Annotated in this window: 14 protein-coding genes and 2 pseudogenes; 12 read left to right on the top strand and 4 right to left on the bottom strand. The window is 30.5% G+C overall.

Translation table 11 applies throughout. The annotated features are described in order from the left end of the window. The first annotated feature begins 105 nt into the window (after positions 1 to 105). The gene (locus tag FDN13_RS03330; RefSeq protein ID WP_138978896.1) at positions 106 to 3,033 is read left to right on the top strand and encodes an insulinase family protein; all 2,928 of its coding nucleotides are present in this window, start codon (positions 106 to 108) and stop codon (positions 3,031 to 3,033) included. Positions 3,034 to 3,150: 117 nt separating this feature from the next. Continuing rightward, positions 3,151 to 7,311: a phosphodiester glycosidase family protein gene (locus FDN13_RS03325; RefSeq protein WP_168190059.1), complete on the top strand. Its 4,161-nt coding sequence runs from the start codon at positions 3,151 to 3,153 to the stop codon at positions 7,309 to 7,311. Between the two features lie 47 nt (positions 7,312 to 7,358). On the opposite strand, the gene FDN13_RS03320 is transcribed toward FDN13_RS03325, so the two are convergent. Then, positions 7,359 to 7,523 carry a DUF1540 domain-containing protein gene (locus FDN13_RS03320; protein WP_138978894.1) on the bottom strand — a complete coding sequence of 55 codons (165 nt, stop codon included), beginning with the start codon at positions 7,521 to 7,523 and terminating at the stop codon, positions 7,359 to 7,361. Between the two features lie 150 nt (positions 7,524 to 7,673). On the opposite strand from FDN13_RS03320, the gene FDN13_RS03315 reads away from it, so the two are divergent. After that, positions 7,674 to 8,444 (top strand): histidinol phosphate phosphatase, encoded by a 771-nt coding sequence (locus tag FDN13_RS03315; protein ID WP_138978893.1) that lies wholly within the window; start codon positions 7,674 to 7,676, stop codon positions 8,442 to 8,444. A gap of 243 nt (positions 8,445 to 8,687) precedes the next feature. Then, the gene (locus FDN13_RS03310; RefSeq protein WP_168190058.1) at positions 8,688 to 9,785 is read left to right on the top strand and encodes a DUF5050 domain-containing protein; all 1,098 of its coding nucleotides are present in this window, start codon (positions 8,688 to 8,690) and stop codon (positions 9,783 to 9,785) included. 63 nt (positions 9,786 to 9,848) lie between these two features. Here FDN13_RS03310 and FDN13_RS03305 read toward each other — a convergent pair whose 3' ends face one another. The 3 genes from FDN13_RS03305 to FDN13_RS03295 are packed head-to-tail and all read right to left on the bottom strand — an operon-like array spanning position 9,849 to position 11,530. Then, positions 9,849 to 10,223: a CoA-binding protein gene (locus FDN13_RS03305; RefSeq protein WP_138978891.1), complete on the bottom strand. Its 375-nt coding sequence runs from the start codon at positions 10,221 to 10,223 to the stop codon at positions 9,849 to 9,851. Between the two features lies 1 nt (position 10,224). Next, a complete protein-coding gene (locus FDN13_RS03300; RefSeq protein WP_138978890.1) occupies positions 10,225 to 10,875 on the bottom strand; it encodes a YigZ family protein in 651 nt (216 codons plus the stop codon). Continuing rightward, positions 10,868 to 11,530, bottom strand: coding sequence for a HEAT repeat domain-containing protein (locus FDN13_RS03295; RefSeq protein WP_138978889.1), 663 nt, complete (start codon positions 11,528 to 11,530; stop codon positions 10,868 to 10,870). Before FDN13_RS03295 ends, FDN13_RS03300 begins: the two co-directional genes overlap by 8 nt. A 128-nt stretch (positions 11,531 to 11,658) precedes the next feature. Between FDN13_RS03295 and FDN13_RS03290 the strand changes: the two genes are divergently transcribed. From FDN13_RS03290 to queA, 8 genes and pseudogenes are all read left to right on the top strand, one after another. Next, the gene (locus tag FDN13_RS03290; RefSeq protein ID WP_138978888.1) at positions 11,659 to 11,853 is read left to right on the top strand and encodes a DUF1858 domain-containing protein; all 195 of its coding nucleotides are present in this window, start codon (positions 11,659 to 11,661) and stop codon (positions 11,851 to 11,853) included. 170 nt (positions 11,854 to 12,023) lie between these two features. Continuing rightward, positions 12,024 to 12,215 carry a DUF1858 domain-containing protein gene (locus FDN13_RS03285; RefSeq protein ID WP_138978887.1) on the top strand — a complete coding sequence of 64 codons (192 nt, stop codon included), beginning with the start codon at positions 12,024 to 12,026 and terminating at the stop codon, positions 12,213 to 12,215. 142 nt (positions 12,216 to 12,357) lie between these two features. Beyond that, complete coding sequence (locus tag FDN13_RS03280; RefSeq protein ID WP_138978886.1) at positions 12,358 to 13,101, top strand: YebC/PmpR family DNA-binding transcriptional regulator; 744 nt, start codon at positions 12,358 to 12,360, stop codon at positions 13,099 to 13,101. Positions 13,102 to 13,166: 65 nt separating this feature from the next. Beyond that, a complete protein-coding gene (locus tag FDN13_RS03275) occupies positions 13,167 to 13,766 on the top strand; it encodes a hypothetical protein (RefSeq protein ID WP_138978885.1) in 600 nt (199 codons plus the stop codon). A 152-nt stretch (positions 13,767 to 13,918) separates the two neighbouring features. Continuing rightward, positions 13,919 to 14,412, top strand: a pseudogene (ruvC, locus tag FDN13_RS03270) (crossover junction endodeoxyribonuclease RuvC). Positions 14,413 to 14,421: 9 nt separating this feature from the next. Beyond that, on the top strand, positions 14,422 to 15,009 hold the full coding sequence (ruvA, locus tag FDN13_RS03265) for a Holliday junction branch migration protein RuvA (RefSeq protein WP_138978884.1): 588 nt from the start codon (positions 14,422 to 14,424) through the stop codon (positions 15,007 to 15,009). Between the two features lie 9 nt (positions 15,010 to 15,018). After that, positions 15,019 to 16,025 (top strand): annotated as a pseudogene (gene ruvB / locus FDN13_RS03260) (Holliday junction branch migration DNA helicase RuvB). A gap of 4 nt (positions 16,026 to 16,029) precedes the next feature. Beyond that, a complete protein-coding gene (queA, locus tag FDN13_RS03255; RefSeq protein WP_138978883.1) occupies positions 16,030 to 17,055 on the top strand; it encodes a tRNA preQ1(34) S-adenosylmethionine ribosyltransferase-isomerase QueA in 1,026 nt (341 codons plus the stop codon). Positions 17,056 to 17,060: the final 5 nt, after the last annotated feature.

Here is a 17,060-nt window from a genome sequence, read left to right as displayed (position 1 = left end):
AATGGTATAAAATCAATATACATTCATAAAATAAATGTGGAAAATAGGAGAAGATATAACTATAATGTAAGGCATATTTATAAAACATGCAAAGGGGGCAATACTATGGATTTTGAAGTTGGAAAAGTCTATAATGGTTTTAAGTTAATTGAAAAAAGGAATATTGAAGAAATAAATTCATTAGCACTTTTGTTCTTTCATGAAAAAAGTGGTGCAAGGCTTTATAAACTCATTAATGATGATGATAATAAGGTATTTTCAATAGGATTTAGAACTCCTCCTTATGATGATACAGGCCTTCCACATATTCTTGAACATTCAGTTCTTTGTGGTTCAAGAAAGTTTCCATCAAAAGAACCATTCGTTGAGCTTTTAAAAGGATCTTTAAATACTTTCCTTAACGCATTTACTTTTTCAGATAAAACTATGTATCCTTTTGCAAGTAGAAATGAAAAAGATTTTTTTAATTTAATGGATGTTTATATGGATGCAGTCCTTTATCCCAACATATATAAATATCCAGAAATACTAATGCAAGAAGGATGGCATTATGAACTTAATGATAAAAATGAAGAGATGATATACAAAGGCGTTGTATATAATGAGATGCAGGGAGCTTTTTCATCAGCTGAATCCTTACTTATTAGAAGAATTCAGCAGAATTTATTTCCAGATAGCCCTTATGGTAATGAGTCAGGAGGAGATCCCGACTTTATACCAAACCTTACTCAGGAAAAATTCATTGAATATCATAAAAAATACTATCATCCTTCAAATAGCTATATTTATCTTTATGGAAATGGAGATACTTTAAAGGAACTTGAATTTTTAAATGAGAATTATCTAAAGGACTTTGATATTATAGAAATAGATTCAAGTATAAAAGAGCAAAAACCCTTCGATTCTATGAAGGATATGGTATTGGAGTACCCAATAACTCCAAATGAAGACGAAAAAGATAAAACCTTTTTAAGTTTGAGTTTTGTTACTGGAAAATCAACAGATGCTGAAAGCCATCTTGCACTTAATATTCTTGAACATCTTTTACTTGAAACTTCAGCAGCTCCATTAAAAAGAGCTCTTATAGAAGAAGGGATAGGAAAAGATGTTTTTGGGCAATATGATAGCAGCATAATGCAGCCAGTATTTAGCATAATAGTTAAGAATTCTAATATTGAAATGAAGAATAAATTTAAAGATGTTGTATTTAAAACGTTAAGTAAACTTGTTCAAGAAGGAATTGACAAAAAGCTTATTGAGGCATCGATTAACAAAAAGGAGTTTGAGATGAGGGAAGCAGAAGAAGAAGGAATGCCTAAGGGGCTTTTATATGATATAAAACTTATGGAAAGCTGGCTTTACGATGAAAATCCAGCCCTTCATCTTCAATATGGTAAGATAATCGAAAAGCTTAAAGAAAACATAAAAACGAATTATTTTGAAAAATTAATAGAAAAGTATCTTTTAAATAATACTCATAGCCTAATATTGGCACTTGTACCTAAGAAGGGGCTTGCTGAGAAAAAGGTAGAGGAAATCAAAAGAAAACTTGCTGATATTAAAAATAATATGAGCGAAGAAGAAATAGAAATAGTTATTCAACAGACTAAATCCCTTAAAAAGAGACAGGAGGAGCCGGATTCAAAGGAAAATTTAGAAAAACTTCCTTTGCTTTCAATTAAAGATATAAATACTAAAGCAGAAATAATTCCTATAGAAGAAAAATCAATTGAGGGAGTTAAAGTTCTTTTTCACCCAATATTTACTAACAAAATATTCTATATAAACTTTCTTTTTAATACAAGTGCAGTACCTTATGATGTATTACCATATATTTCACTATTATCTGACGTTTTAGGGAAAATGAGTACTGAAAAATATAGTTATTCAGAACTGGCAAAGGAGATAAACATAAATACAGGAGGCATAAGGTTTGGAGTTGATGCATACCAAGAAAAAGAAAGCTTAGACAAATTTTATCCGCAGCTTATTGTAAAATCTAAGGCTCTTTCTGATAAAATACCAAAACTTGTTGAATTTGTAGGAGAAATAGCTGGGAAGACTGATTTTAATGATAAAAAAAGACTAAAAGAAATAATCCAGGAAATTAAATCAAGATCCGAGATGAGAATATTTGACGGAGGACATATTATAGCATCTATGAGGGTAATGTCCTATTTTTCAAAAGTAGGAGCGTACTTAGAAAAGCTTTCTGGATTAAGCTATTATAAGTTCATTGTAGATATTGAGAAAAACTTTGATTCTATGTCGGATGTAATTATATCAAACCTTAAAAAAGCATCAGATATTATATTTAATAAAGGAAATCTTATTATTAGCGTTACATGTGAAGAAAAGGATTATAGCATATTTAAAGAAAATATAGGTAAGATTTTAAATTATATTGGAAACAAAGAATTTAAACCAGTTGAATATGAATTTGAATTAGAACCTAAAAATGAAGGGCTTTTAACTCCTGGTAATGTTCAGTATGTTGCAAAAGGATATAATTTTATAAAAGAAGGATATAGATATACTGGAAGAATGCAGGTATTGCGAACTATATTATCAGGGGATTATCTATGGAATAGAGTAAGGGTACAAGGTGGAGCTTATGGAGGCTTTATGAGGTTTGATAGGTCAGGTAATTTTGTGTTTGTATCATACCGTGATCCTAACCTTAAAGAAACTTTAAATGTATACAATAGTAGTTTTCAATATTTAAATAATTTTGATGCAGATAAAAGGGAGATGACAAAGTATATTATAGGAACAATAGGAAGATTAGATTATCCTCTAACTCCTTCTGGAAAAGCAGAAAGAGCAGATATTAATTATATAACTCATTTAACTTATGAAGATTTACAAAAGGAAAGAAATGAAGTATTAGATACTACTGTAGCAGATATAAAAAGCTTTGATAGATTAGTTCATGATGTTATGAAACATGAATATATATGCGTTCTTGGAAGTGAAACTAAAATTAAAGAAAACAAAGATATATTTAATAATATAATTAATGTATTTGAATAGGGCAAATTTATGCCCTTATTTTTTGGAACTATGAATAAATATTTACCGTCTTAATTAAAAAAGGTATTTAAGAATATTTTGTAAATGTTTAAGAAATTAATTGGGAGAGGTGATGAAATGGCAAAGAAAAAAAGATTTATTTCATTATTTACAAGCCTGCTTTTTGTAGCAGGAATTTTTAATGGAAATATAAAGGAGGTTAAAGCTGCACCAGGTGTTGAGATTGAACTTTATAATAAACCAATTGCAAAGGGTATTACATATATTGAGAAGCAGATATATACAACAAATAATATAAAGCAGAGAATGAATATAATTACGGCAGATTTAAATGATAATGATGTAGATATGATATTCTCAAAGGCAAAGGATGTAGTAAATAAATACGACACATTAAGCCAGCAGATACAAAGGGAGATATTTAAAGGTAATAACGTTGTTGCTGGTATTAATGCAGATATGTTTAGTATGACAACTGGTGTAAGTACAGGCCCACAGATAAAGGAAGGTGCACTTCTTGCAGGATATTTTGCAAGGAGTGAGGAAAAGATATATCCTGTATTTGGAATAGATAGCAACAAAAGCCCATTTATTGAAAATATATATATGGAAGGAAAATTAACTGCAGGCGGAGAAACTGTAGATATATATAATATAAACAGGGAAAGCTTTAAGGATAATATTATAGTTTTGACTTCACAGATAAATGAATATAAGAAAATAGATTTTTCAAGCTATGCATCAAATGGAGCACTTACGATTGTTAGAGGAATAAAAGGACCTATTAAGCTTGGAGTAGAATATGAAGGTGTTGTTGAATCATTGGGAATAGGAAGTAAAAACATTAAAATTCCAGATGATGGTATTATAATTGCAAGTAATGGAACTAAGTTTGATTGGGTTAAATCCCATGTAAAAGAAGGGGACAAGATTAAAATAAAATTTGATTTTAATAAAAAGGGAATAGTAGAGGCTGTTGGAACCTATGCCTATATTGTAAAGGATGGAAGGGCATTAACTGTTGATGAAATGGTTAAAAATGGGGCAGCATACTCCCATGTAACCTCAAGAAAAGCAAGGAGTGCCATAGGAATTACAAAGGATAAAAAGGTTATTGCTGTTACTGTTGATTATGGTAAGCCTTCTGCGGGAATTAGTGATGGAATAACATTTACTGAGATGGCAAATGTCATGCTAAATATGGGAGCAGTTGTAGCTGCAGCTTTAGATGGTGGCGGTTCAACTCAGATGAACGTAAGGCTGTATGGGAATGATTTTATTGATGTTGTAAACAAGCCCTCAGATGGCAGAGAAAGAGCAATTACTAATGGTATTCTTTTTGTAAGCAAAAGTTCTAAAACCTATGAAGCAGGGGATATAGTAGTAGACAAGGATATTACTATATATAAAAATTCGACATTTAAATTCAATTTAAAGGGAGTAGATACTAATATCAATCCTGTAAACTTAACAAAAATCAACATAACATGGACAACGGAGGGTGGTATAGGGCAAATAGATTCTAATGGCAATTTTAAGGCAGGCTCAAAAACTGCAAATGGAAGTGTTATAGCGACATTAAAAAATGCAGTTGGAAAAGCAAATGTTAACGTTGTTGAAAATCTTGATGCATTAAGCTTTACAGAAAGTGGTCCGATACTGCTTCAAGCTGGCGCAAAAAAACAGTTTAATCTAAGTGCAAAATGTGATGGAGAGATACCTGTTATAATTAGTAATTCAACTGCTAAATGGAGTATTTCAGGTGATATTGGTACTATTGATTCAAATGGACTTTTAACAGTAAAAGCTAAGAAAGGAAACGGTACTGTAACAGCTGAAGCAGGAGGTCTTAAAGCAACAATTCAGATTATTGTTGGGCAGGATTCTACAGTTATAGATAATTTTGAACATGCTGATTTAAAACGTTATACTGTTGATGGATATGTTGGAGGGACAGGTACAATCACATCACAGGTATCAAAAAATGGAAAGTACAGCTTAAAGGTAAGCTATGATTACAAAAATTGGACAAAACAATATAATGGGACAATTAATATAAGACCTACCTTTCAAGATAAAAATGGAAATGATATTAATTCACTTTATACTACTTATGTAAGACCTAAAAAAATAGGAATGTGGGTTTATGGAGATGGCCATGCACCATGGCTTAGGGTTGTTTTAACTGATGGAGAATCAAATAGCAGAACAATTGATATTGTCCAAAGAATCAACTGGACTGGTTGGAAGTATGTTGATGCAGATATACCATCAGATATGCCTCTACCAATATCCCTAAACTATTTTTATATGGTAGAATGTGATAAAAATTTAAATTATAAAGGTACAGTATATTTTGATGATATAAGATTTACATATACTGATAATGAAGATTTCAAAGGACCTGAGTTTTATGATTTTAAACCAAGTGGCAGTGTATATAGCAGTAGCACAACAATATCAGTAACTATAAAGGATAAATCGGGGATTAATAAAAATTCAATAGTAGCAAGACTAGATGGAAAGGTAGTTTCAGCAATTTTCAATGAGTCAACAGGTGTTTTGACTTATAATGCAAAATACTTATCAAAGGGAACTCATACTTTTGAGGTTGAGGCTTCTGATAAGCTTTCAAACAAAAACAATCCAATTTTTAAAAGGACGTTTATTGTTGATCTTGATAAGGATATTGAAAGCCCTACAATTACCAACATAACTCCACTTGATAGCTCAATTATAAAAACAGTAACTCCAAGAATAAGTTTTAATATAAAGGATAACCGTTCTGGAGTTAATAATTCTGATATATTTGTTTATTTAGATGATAAGAGATTGTCTACTTATTATGATAGTAGTTCAGGATGGGGGTATGCACTTACTGAAAATCTCACAAAGGGAGAACATAGATTAGTTATATATGCAAAGGATAAAGCAGGTAATACTTCAGAACAAAATGTAGTAAAGTTTACAGTTGAACCAATTAAAGGCCCTTTAAATCCTAATAATTTTACTGTATCCTTTATTTCTGATAGCCATGATGATGGGTATGCTTATGAACTTTATAATATTATAAATAATGATAATTCAGAGCTTATTATACAAAATGGCGATCTTGTTGATACAGATTCTGAAGAAGAATGGAAAGACGCACAAAATGAGGTTTCAATTATCAAAAATAAGCCAATAATGTTTAATGCAGGTAACCATGAAGCTATGTCTGGAAATCTTAATAATTATATAAAATACTTTGGATCACCAACCTATAGTTTTGAATTTGGTAATTCACTGTTTATTTCTTTAAACAGCGCAATTGGGCAGAGCATTACAGCATCTGATTCTATGCAATTTGACTATCTTCAAAGGGTTCTTAATAAAACGAATAAGACGAACATATTTATATATACACACGTTCCAACAAAGGATTATTTTAATACAGGTCATCAGATGGTTGCAGGTGATGCGGCAAAGCTTGAAAGTATATTAAGCGATTATAAGAAAAAAAATCCTTCAAAAAATATAAATGTAGTATTTGGGCATTTACATGCCTTTAAGAGTTGGAGTGTTGGAGGAGTTGTCTACACAGTCGATGGTAACGGAGGAAATAAGAGATATGTAAGCCCTGCCAATGGAGGATTTTTATCCTATACAAAATTCAATGTAGCTGGCAGTAGTGTATATAAAAAGGTTGTACCAATAGTTCAGAGTATATCAATATTAGATTCTTTAAAGGATAAAACAGGGCAGATAATTCTTCCTGTTGGAACAAAGAAACAGCTAAATATGTATGGAGATTTTACTTTGCTAAGCTGTGATTATATAATACCATTAACAGCTTTTAGAGAGATGGATTCAAATTGGGTATCTGATAATCCATCGGTAGTATCAGTAGACCAGTTCGGGAAAATAACTACTTTAAAACCCGGTACAGCAAATATAAGCTTAAGTGTTTTAGGTAAAAGTACCACGATGAGGATTATGGTAGTAGATCAAAAGGATGTAGTTCCTTCAGGAATTTCTTTAAGCTCTAAATTGTTAAATGTAACACCAGGAACAAGTACAGTATTGTCAGTAATTGGCTATGACCTTTATGGAAATGCTTATGATATAGATAATAGCCTTATAAATTTCAAAGTAAATGAGAAATATGGAAAAATTGACAATGGAACCTTTACTGCAAAAACTGTAAATGAGGATACAATTGTTGAAATAATAGCAGAGTTTAAAGGATTAATTTCAAAATGCAGCATTAAAATTTTAAAGCCTAAACAAAACAAATAGCTTTTATTTAAATTAATAAAGAACCGGTAGAGCCGGTTCTTTATTAATTACTTTGGTTCAAAGCTGTGACAATCTGTACTTTCTTTTCTTCTTGCAGGTTCTTCATGATGAGTAACTTCAATTCTTGTAAGTGAACAGTATGGTTCGTTTTGAGCATGATATTTACATTCTGTAACATTACAGCCTATACTACGGTTAATTTGATTGGCCATATAATCACCTCCAAAATAATTTTACATTTATAGTATTTTTCATAAGGGATATATTATTCTTAATTTTATATTTTTAGAAAGAATAATTTTACATATATAAAGCATTGCTGTATACTTTATTTATAGTACGGGAATTTGGAGGTTATATATATGTTTAATTGTCATGTTCATACGAGCTTTTCTAGTGATTGTAATATGGGTATAAATGAAGCAATTGAAGTATTAAATGAAAAAAAATTAGGAGTTATTATAACAGATCACATGGATTTAGGATTGTGTGAAGATGGAAGATTTACCTTTGATGTTAAAGAGTATTTTAATGAGTATGAAAAATATAGAAATGACAGACTCCTTCTTGGAATTGAAATAGGAATGACAAAAGATTATAAAAATGAGAATAAGAAAATAGCCCTCAATAGTCCTTTTGACTATGTATTAGGTTCTCTTCATGTTGTAAATGGATTTGATCCTTTTTATGATGAATATTATGTTGGAAAAAATAAAAAGGAGGCTTATGAAGAATATTTCCTGTGTATGCTTGAAAACATTAAAATCTATGATTTTATTGACTGCCTTGGACATATAGATTATATAGCAAGATACGGCAGATTTGAAGATAAAGAGATTTATTATGACGACTATAAAGATTTTATTGACGAAATTTTAAAAATAGTGGCTCAAAGAGATATATCAATAGAGATAAATACAAGAAGGCTTGAGGATAAAGTAGCTTATGAAAATCTTTATAATATATATAAAAGGTTTAAAGAACTTGGAGGAAAGATAGTAACTATTGGATCAGACAGTCATAAAGCTATTGATATAGAAAAGAATTTAAATGAAGCTTTGAAAATGATAAAGGATTTAAAATTAACTCCAGTATACTATAAAAATAGAAAAGCTGTTGAATATAGTATTTAGCCGGTATTTGTCGGCTTTTTTTTATTTATAAAAAATGTTATTAAAATATAATTTTTTATATCAGATTTTAAAATTCAACTTAAGATATGGGGGAGAAAAATATTAGTATAAGTATGTAATTGGAAAGTTGTGTAAATATATATTGTAATTTTGTGTACGATTGGCTTACTAAAAATTGAAGGAATATTTTACTCATTAAAGAATATAATTAAAAAGAAAAATACATTTGATGAGGTAATTGGTATGGGTAAAAAGGTTGGGTTTTTTTTAATTATAATTATTTCAGTCTATCTGAATTTTAATACTTTGGCAAAAACTATGATATCAAAAAATTATAATGAAACAAAACTTCTAATGCCAAAGATGTACTTTGTGAATGAAGGATACATTTATTATGTTAGTGAAAATGATGGATTAATATATAAGGTTAGAGTTGATGGAAAGGATAAAAAGCAAATAACTAAAGATAGGGTTTTTACTGATGGTATGCTCCTATCTGGGATGATTATGGATGGTAAATTTATTTATTATATAAATGAAAGCGATAAAAACAGATTATATAGGATAAATAGGGATGGTACAGGAAAGATTTGCATTGCTAAAAGAAGTTTAGATATTTCTGATGGATTTTATTTATTAAATGGTTATATATATTATTTTTCTGGGTTTAATTTTTTTAAGATTAGTATAGATGGAAAGGAAATGAAGCTAACCTATAGGGAGAGAGAAATATGCCAAATGTATTTTAACTCCTTCAAAAAAATATTATATAATAACTATATTTATTTTCTTCAAAGAGATGGAATATACAAAATAAAAATTGACGGGACAAATAAATGCAAGGTAGTATCTGGAGGAATATATGATTTTAAAGTTGTAAATTCTTCTGTATTTTATATAAATGAAAAGGACTTATGCTTATATAAAGATGGAAAGAAAATAGTAAATAACAGAATTTTAAAGGATACGGGATATGAATGGATTGGAAATTTTGATATAAGCAATGAATATATTTATTATACTAATGCAGATGATGATATGAAAATATATAAAATGAAAATAGACACAAAGGAAAAAAGTATTATTGGTGTTAAGGCTGCAAGCTTTAAAGTAAACGGCAATATCTATTATATAGATAGCGTTGATAGAACTGGATTGTATAACACTGATTTGAATGGTAAGAAAAATTATGAGATTGCAAAAGGTCAACTTCTTTATATATATGAAGTTGATAATGATCTTATATTCTATAGCACTTATCCTGAAGACGAAAATGACTTTTATCTTGGAAGATGTTTTGTTGTACAAAAAAATGGTAAAACAGCTTTTGAACTTAATTGAGCTTATAAAAGAGAATTAAAAATAGGCCCACATAAAAAATATCATTGTGGGCTTATTTTGTTACTAAAATTCAATAAGAACACATTTATTATAAACTACATTTATATTGTTTGCTAATGCTCTTTCAACAAGCTCCATGCTTTCAGCTCCAGGTTGAAACCAAAGGTATTTTATATCAAGTTGATGTATTTGGTTTAAATATTCAATTCCTTTTACAGGGTTTATAACCATATTAACGGATTCTGGTACTTCAGGAAGCTCAAGTAATGATGTATAAGTCTTTTCACCGTCAACATTTTTACCAGTTGGATCAACAGGATATACAGTATAGCCTTTATCTTTAAGGAATTTATATATTTTATAAGCAAATTTATCTTTATTGTGTATGTTTCCGACTACAGCCCATACTTTTTTATTCTTAAACTCAGATATATCCATATTATACCTCCATTATTTTGTTATCAGAATCTACATAACACATTATATCATATTTTAAGTTACATATATCATTCCCATTCATAAATTCAATCATATCATAGCGGATTTTATCAAAATCATCTTTAAAACAAGTAATATTTAACTTTACTTTTTCAAGGAACTCGGAATTGTTTATTATTACGTTTTTCCTTTGAAGATAGTTTTGAATCTTACCATATTTATCATAGTCAAATGTCATTTCAAATATACAGCCTTCCTTACGCATTACTTTTTTAGCTGCATCTATTCCCATTTTACAAGATGTGCTATAGGCTCTAATAAGACCAGAGGCCCCAAGCAGTGTGCCTCCAAAATATCTTGTAACAACAGCTGCAACATCGTTTAATTTTTCCCTCTTTAAAACTTCAAGTACGGGAGGACCAGCAGTTCCTTGCGGTTCACCATCATCGGAATATCTCATTGATATGCCATTGTTTGTAATGTACGCATAAACGTTATGAGTTGCATCTTTGTATTTGTCTTTGATTTCATTTATAAATTTTAAAGCATCATCTTCATTTTCAACTCTTTTAATATTGCATATAAAAATAGATTTTTTTTCTTCAAAGGATACTTCAACTTTATTTAAGACTGTATAAAACTGTTTAGTCAATCTTATCACCCTTTATTATTTCTTTAATAGAAAAAATAGCTGAATTTATAATATATTCTTTTTGATTTTTAGTATTTATAATTTTATTCAAGTATGGAAGAGCCTTTTTGCTTTTAATTTTTCCAAGGGATTTTATTGCATACTGTACTACTTGAGGTTTTTCATCATTTAAACATGAAATTAAGGCATCTTCTGCAGAAACATCTCCTATTTTCCCAAGGGCAGAACAGCAAATCCTTTTTATATTTCCATCGTTACTTTTTAAAAAAGCGCATATTGGTAGAACAGCTCTTTTACTTTTAAGCTCTCCCAATAACCATATATAAAATGAGCAGTCCTCCTTTGAACAATTAAAAAGGTTATTAATAACATAATTTTCAAGATTTTCTTTATCTTCTTTTTGGAGCAGTTCTATAATCGATAAGCGTTCGCTTTTAAAACATTTTTTGAGCTTTGTTATTATATCTTTTTCTGACTTTGAATTTTCAAATATTCTATATTTTATTTTACATTCAATTATTTGTTTTTCAACTTTTGATTTTTCTAAATTTCTAATCTTACATATAACATCTATGCTTTTACCTTCCAGATAAAGAAGATATGTAATTTCTGAATCAGAAAGTTTAGATATATCATCCCATGATATATTTTTCATATCGACCTTCCTCTACATTATTATGCATTTAAAACATACTATAGAAAATATCTATAACAATTGATACATACTATTAATTAGTATATCATAATCTAAAGTAAATTGTTTATATAATTTGGAGGTGTACTATGATAACTAAAGATATGCCTATAACTGATATTGTATCAAAATATCCTGAAACTGTGGAAGTTTTTGCATCTTACGGAATGGGATGTATTGGCTGTATGGCAGCAAGGTTTGAGAATTTAGAGCAGGGTGCTATGGCACACGGAATAGATGTTAACAAGCTTGTTGAGGATTTAAATGCAAAAATAAAAAAATAAACATTGTGAAGTAATACATAAAATGTGTTATTATAAACCCCTATGTTTTTAATACATAGGGGTTTATTTTTGTTTTTTTGTTGACCTATTAAATTCTATTTGATATTATAATAGTTAAATAATAATAAATAGATATTATCTATTTGACATAAAATTTAGGAGGTATTTTTATGATAACAAAGGATATGAGCATAACAGAAATAGTATCAAAATATCCTCAAACTGTTGATGTTTTCGTAAAATATGGCATGAGCTGTTTTGGATGAATGGCAGCAAGATTTGAAAACTTAGAGCAGGGTGCTCTAGCTCATGGAATAGATGTTGACTCCCTTGTAAAGGATTTAAATTCAATATTAAAGTAAAAAAGGCCGCTTAACGCGGCTTTTTCTATGTATTATATTGCATTGATAAATTTATTGTGTTAATATTTTTAAATGAAAAGTATAGAATCTTTTATATTATCATATTTAATATGGTATTTAAAAAGGTTAGGAGGAATATAAAATGTCAGGTCATTCAAAATGGCATAATATACAAGCAAAGAAGAGTAAAGCTGATGCTGCGAGAGGAAAGATATTTACAAAGCTTGGAAGAGAACTTACTGTTGCTGTAAAGGAAGGCGGACCCAATCCGGAGTCAAATTCTAAGCTTAGTGACTGTATTGCAAAGGCAAAATCAAACAATATGCCTATGGATACTATAATGAGGATAATAAAGAAGGCATCTGGTGAAGGAGATGCAGAAAACTATGAAGAAATAGTATATGAAGGTTATGGTCCATCAGGAGTTGCAATGATTATTGAAGCACTTACTGATAATAGAAATAGAACAGCAAGTGATGTTAGACATCTTCTTGAAAAGCATGGAGGAAATCTTGGAGCAACAGGCTGTGTTAGCTGGATGTTTGAAAAGAAAGGTTTGCTTGTTGTTGAGAAAAAGGATTCAATTGATGAGGACGAGCTTATGATGATGGCTCTTGATGCTGGTGCTGAGGACTTTTCTTCAGAGGATGAAACCTATGAAATAATAACAGCTCCTTCTGATTTTAGTGTTGTAAGATCAGCTTTAGAGAGTAATGGAATTGAATTTTTATCAGCAGAAATATCTATGATACCAAATAATACAGTAGAATTAAACAATGAATCTGCTACAAAACTTGAAAAGTTAATTGATCTTCTTGAAGATAATGATGATGTGCAAAACGTTTGGCACAACGCAAATTTTCCTGAAGGATGGGGAGAAGAATAAAATTTTATTTTGTTGAATAAAAAGGTAAAAAGTGGGCATAATATCCTCTGAGAGGAGGAAAGATTATGCTAAAGAGACGTTTAGCCTATATAATAATATTAACTTGTACCTTAGCAGTTAGCTTTATTGCAGGATATTTTACTATTCTTCAATATATGAAAAAAAGCCAGCAAAATGAGACTAATCCTATTAAAATTACTGACAGTACTGTAAAGGAAACTGTAAAAATTCCTTCATCGGAGTTGATAAATGAGTCTACTGTTATAATTAAGAGGGATAGATATACAAAGGGCACCATATTTATTGATGAATATAGCGAAAAAGCATCTTCAAATATTATAGGAATGGATATATATGCTGCGGAAAACTATTTTAAAGATTTAGGCTATATAATAATTAAATTTTCTCCAGAAAAAGAAAAAAAGGTTATAATCTCAAGGGAGATATCTGATAAATGGCCTGCTAACTGCTATGTTGTCAAGGATAATGATGGTTACGTGGCAATATTTAAAGTTGAAGTTGACAACAGTCTTTCTCTCCTTAGAGTAACAGAGATAAAGGTTGAGGACTTGCCTATTCAAGAGAAAGAAGAAGTAATTAAAGGTAAAGTTTTTAAAACAAGAGAAGAAGCAGAAAACCTGATAGAAGAAGATTATAACTCTTAATAAAATTTATTTAAGCCTTGAGTTTTGCATTAAAGTGCAAAGGTCAAGGCTTTTTAGTTTTCACCAATGATAAAAATATGTTATGATTTATATAAAAAGTTTAAAAATAATGATATAATAATAGACGAACGTGCTTTCGTTAGGAGGATCTTATGAGAATTTTAGGAATAGACCCTGGAATTGCTATAATGGGGTATGGGATTTTAGATTACGAAGGGAATAGGTTTAAAGTAGTTGATTATGGATCTGTAATTACTTCAAACAAGGATAGTATGCCAAGGAGACTTGAAATATTGTATAATTCATTAGAAGATATAATAAAAGAATATAGACCTGATGCTGTTGCCTTTGAAGAGCTTTTCTTTAATCAAAATTCAAAAACTGCTATAATAGTTGGACAGGCAAGGGGGTAGCTGTGCTTTGTGCACAAAAAAATGGCATAGACATTTATGAGTATACTCCTCTTCAGGTAAAGCAGGCAGTTGTTGGATATGGAAGAGCTGAAAAAAAGCAAATACAGCAGATGGTAAAAGTTATACTTAATTTAAAAGAGATTCCAAAGCCAGATGATACTGCCGATGCCATAGCAATTGCAATTTGTCACGGACATTCAAGCCATGCAGGAGAAATGTTTAGAATAAAATGAGGTGGAATTATGATAGCTTATATAAAAGGCACAGTTGAAACTGTTGGAGATGATTATATTATACTTGATAATAATGGAATAGGATATTTGATATATATGCCTTTAAGCGATATAGAAAAAGTGAAAAACAAAAATGCAATTATAAAGATAAATACTTATCAATATGTTAGAGAAGATGCAATAGTGTTGTATGGTTTTATAAGCCATGAAGAGATAAGCATATTTAAAATGCTGATTAACGTTTCGGGAGTTGGCCCTAAAGCGGCTCTTTCTATTTTATCCAGTATTTCACCATCAAATTTTATACTTGCAATAATAACAGGTGATGAGAAGACTTTATCTTCTGCTCAGGGTATTGGTAAAAAACTTGCCCAAAGAATTATACTTGAGCTTAAGGATAAGTTTAAGGATTATGATTTCATTAAACAGAATGAAGAGGTAAAAGTTGAAGATGAAAGTATGGAAGCCTTGGCAGCATTAATGACTTTAGGTTATACAAAAAGTGAAGCAGCGTCAGCTATAAAACAGGTAGATGATGGAACTTTAAAGGTTGAGGATATAGTTAAAAAATCACTTAAGGTTTTAATGAGAGGTTAGGTGATGTAAATGGATGAAAGGATTATAACCTCAGAGCTTAAATTTGAGGATATAGATATTGAAGGAAGCCTAAGGCCAAAGTGCTTTGATGAATATATAGGCCAGGAAAATGTAAAAGAAAAGCTTTCGATTTTTATTCAAGCTGCTAAAAACAGAGGAGAATCTTTAGACCATGTTTTACTCTACGGACCTCCAGGACTTGGGAAAACTACATTGTCAAGTATAATAGCAAATGAGATGGGATGCGGTTTAAGAATAACTTCAGGTCCTGCAATTGAAAGGCCCGGAGATCTTGCAGCAATACTTACAAATCTTGGAGAAAAGGATGTTTTGTTTATTGATGAAATACACAGACTAAATAGAAGCGTAGAAGAAATTCTCTATCCTGCAATGGAAGACTATGCTTTGGATATAATAATAGGTAAGGGACCAAGTGCACGTTCTATAAGAATAGACCTTCCCAAATTTACTCTTATAGGAGCAACAACAAGAGCAGGAATGTTAACTTCACCTTTAGGAGCATAGGTAGGTTTGGAGTAATATGTAGGCTTGAGCTATATAATGTTAATGAGCTTTCATTGATAGTCAAAAGGTCATCAAAAATACTTGGAATTGGAATTGATGATGAAGGAGCCTTAGAAATTGCAAGAAGATCAAGAGGAACTCCAAGGATTGCAAATAGGCTTTTAAAAAGGGTTAGGGATTATGCTCAGGTTAGAGGAAATGGATTTATTGATTATAAAACTGCTGTAGAAGCATTAGATTTACTTGAGGTAGACAAACTTGGACTTGATAATATCGATAGGAAAATACTTTTAACAATAATTGATAAATTCGCAGGAGGGCCTGTTGGAATTGATACTCTTGCTTATTCAATAGGTGAGGAAAATGATACTATAGAAGATGTTTATGAACCATACCTTCTTCAGATAGGCTTTATAAGCAGAACACCAAGGGGAAGAATAGCAACTAAACTTGCTTATGAACATTTAGGTAAAAAACATACTAAGGAGTGACAATATGAAGGTACATGATTTTTATTTTGAGCTTCCAGAAGAATTAATAGCTCAGGAGCCACTAAAAGAAAGGGATGCATCAAGGCTCTTAGTACTCCATAGAGAAGATGGAAAAATTGAACACAGGATTTTCAGGGATATTGTTGAATACTTGGATGAAGGAGATTGCCTTGTTTTAAATAACAGCAGGGTTATTCCTGCAAGGTTTTTTGGAGTTAAAGAAGATACTGGTGCTAAAATGGAATTTGTGCTTCTTAAAAGAATAGATAAAAACAGATGGGAAACCCTTGTAAAGCCAGGTAAAAAAGCTAAAATAGGGGCACGGTTTTTATTTGGAGATGGAGAATTAAAATGTACTATATTAGAAAATACAGAAGCTGGAGGAAGAATAATAGAGTTTGAATATGATGGTGTATTTGAAGAGATATTAGATAAACTTGGGCAGATGCCTCTTCCTCCATACATTAAAAGGCAGCTTAAGGATAAAGAAAGATATCAAACTGTATATTCAAAGGTTGAAGGTTCTGCTGCAGCACCAACTGCAGGGCTTCATTTTACAAAGGAGCTTTTAGACAGAATCGAAAAGAAGGGAGTTAAAATAGTTTACGTTACCCTTCATGTAGGCCTTGGAACTTTTAGGCCTGTTAAGGTTGAGGATATTAAAAACCATAAAATGCATTCAGAGTTTTACATTATAGATGATAAGACAGCAGAGATTATAAATGAAACCAAAAAGAAAAATAAAAGAGTTTTTGCAGTGGGAACAACTTCCTGTAGAACATTAGAAACTGCTGCAGATGATAATGGAATAATTCATGGAAAATCCGGTTGGACAGATATATTCATATATCCAGGGTATAAATTTAAAGCAGTCGATTGTCTTATTACAAACTTTCACCTCCCAGAATCAACTCTTATTATGCTTGTAAGTGCTTTGGCAGGGAGAGAAAAGATAATGGAGGCATATAACATTGCAGTTAAAGAAAGATATAGATTTTTTAGTTTTGGAGATGCAATGCTTATAATTTAAAATAG

It is taken from the genome of Caloramator sp. E03, from assembly GCF_006016075.1.
Taxonomy (GTDB): Bacteria; Bacillota; Clostridia; order Clostridiales; family Caloramatoraceae; genus Caloramator_B.
Note: the sequence above shows the minus strand (reverse complement) of the source record. Positions and strands in the feature narration are given on the sequence as shown.

Bases quoted from the DNA above. Each gene is read 5' to 3' on its own strand.
- FDN13_RS03330 (WP_138978896.1), top strand. From the start codon at position 106: ATGGATTTTGAAGTTGGAAAAGTCTATAATGGTTTTAAGTTAATTGAA.
- FDN13_RS03325 (WP_168190059.1), top strand. From the start codon at position 3,151: ATGGCAAAGAAAAAAAGATTTATTTCATTATTTACAAGCCTGCTTTTT.
- FDN13_RS03320 (WP_138978894.1), bottom strand. From the start codon at position 7,523: ATGGCCAATCAAATTAACCGTAGTATAGGCTGTAATGTTACAGAATGT.
- FDN13_RS03315 (WP_138978893.1), top strand. From the start codon at position 7,674: ATGTTTAATTGTCATGTTCATACGAGCTTTTCTAGTGATTGTAATATG.
- FDN13_RS03310 (WP_168190058.1), top strand. From the start codon at position 8,688: ATGGGTAAAAAGGTTGGGTTTTTTTTAATTATAATTATTTCAGTCTAT.
- FDN13_RS03305 (WP_138978891.1), bottom strand. From the start codon at position 10,223: ATGGATATATCTGAGTTTAAGAATAAAAAAGTATGGGCTGTAGTCGGA.
- FDN13_RS03295 (WP_138978889.1), bottom strand. From the start codon at position 11,530: ATGAAAAATATATCATGGGATGATATATCTAAACTTTCTGATTCAGAA.
- FDN13_RS03290 (WP_138978888.1), top strand. From the start codon at position 11,659: ATGATAACTAAAGATATGCCTATAACTGATATTGTATCAAAATATCCT.
- FDN13_RS03280 (WP_138978886.1), top strand. From the start codon at position 12,358: ATGTCAGGTCATTCAAAATGGCATAATATACAAGCAAAGAAGAGTAAA.
- FDN13_RS03275 (WP_138978885.1), top strand. From the start codon at position 13,167: ATGCTAAAGAGACGTTTAGCCTATATAATAATATTAACTTGTACCTTA.
- ruvA (WP_138978884.1), top strand. From the start codon at position 14,422: ATGATAGCTTATATAAAAGGCACAGTTGAAACTGTTGGAGATGATTAT.
- queA (WP_138978883.1), top strand. From the start codon at position 16,030: ATGAAGGTACATGATTTTTATTTTGAGCTTCCAGAAGAATTAATAGCT.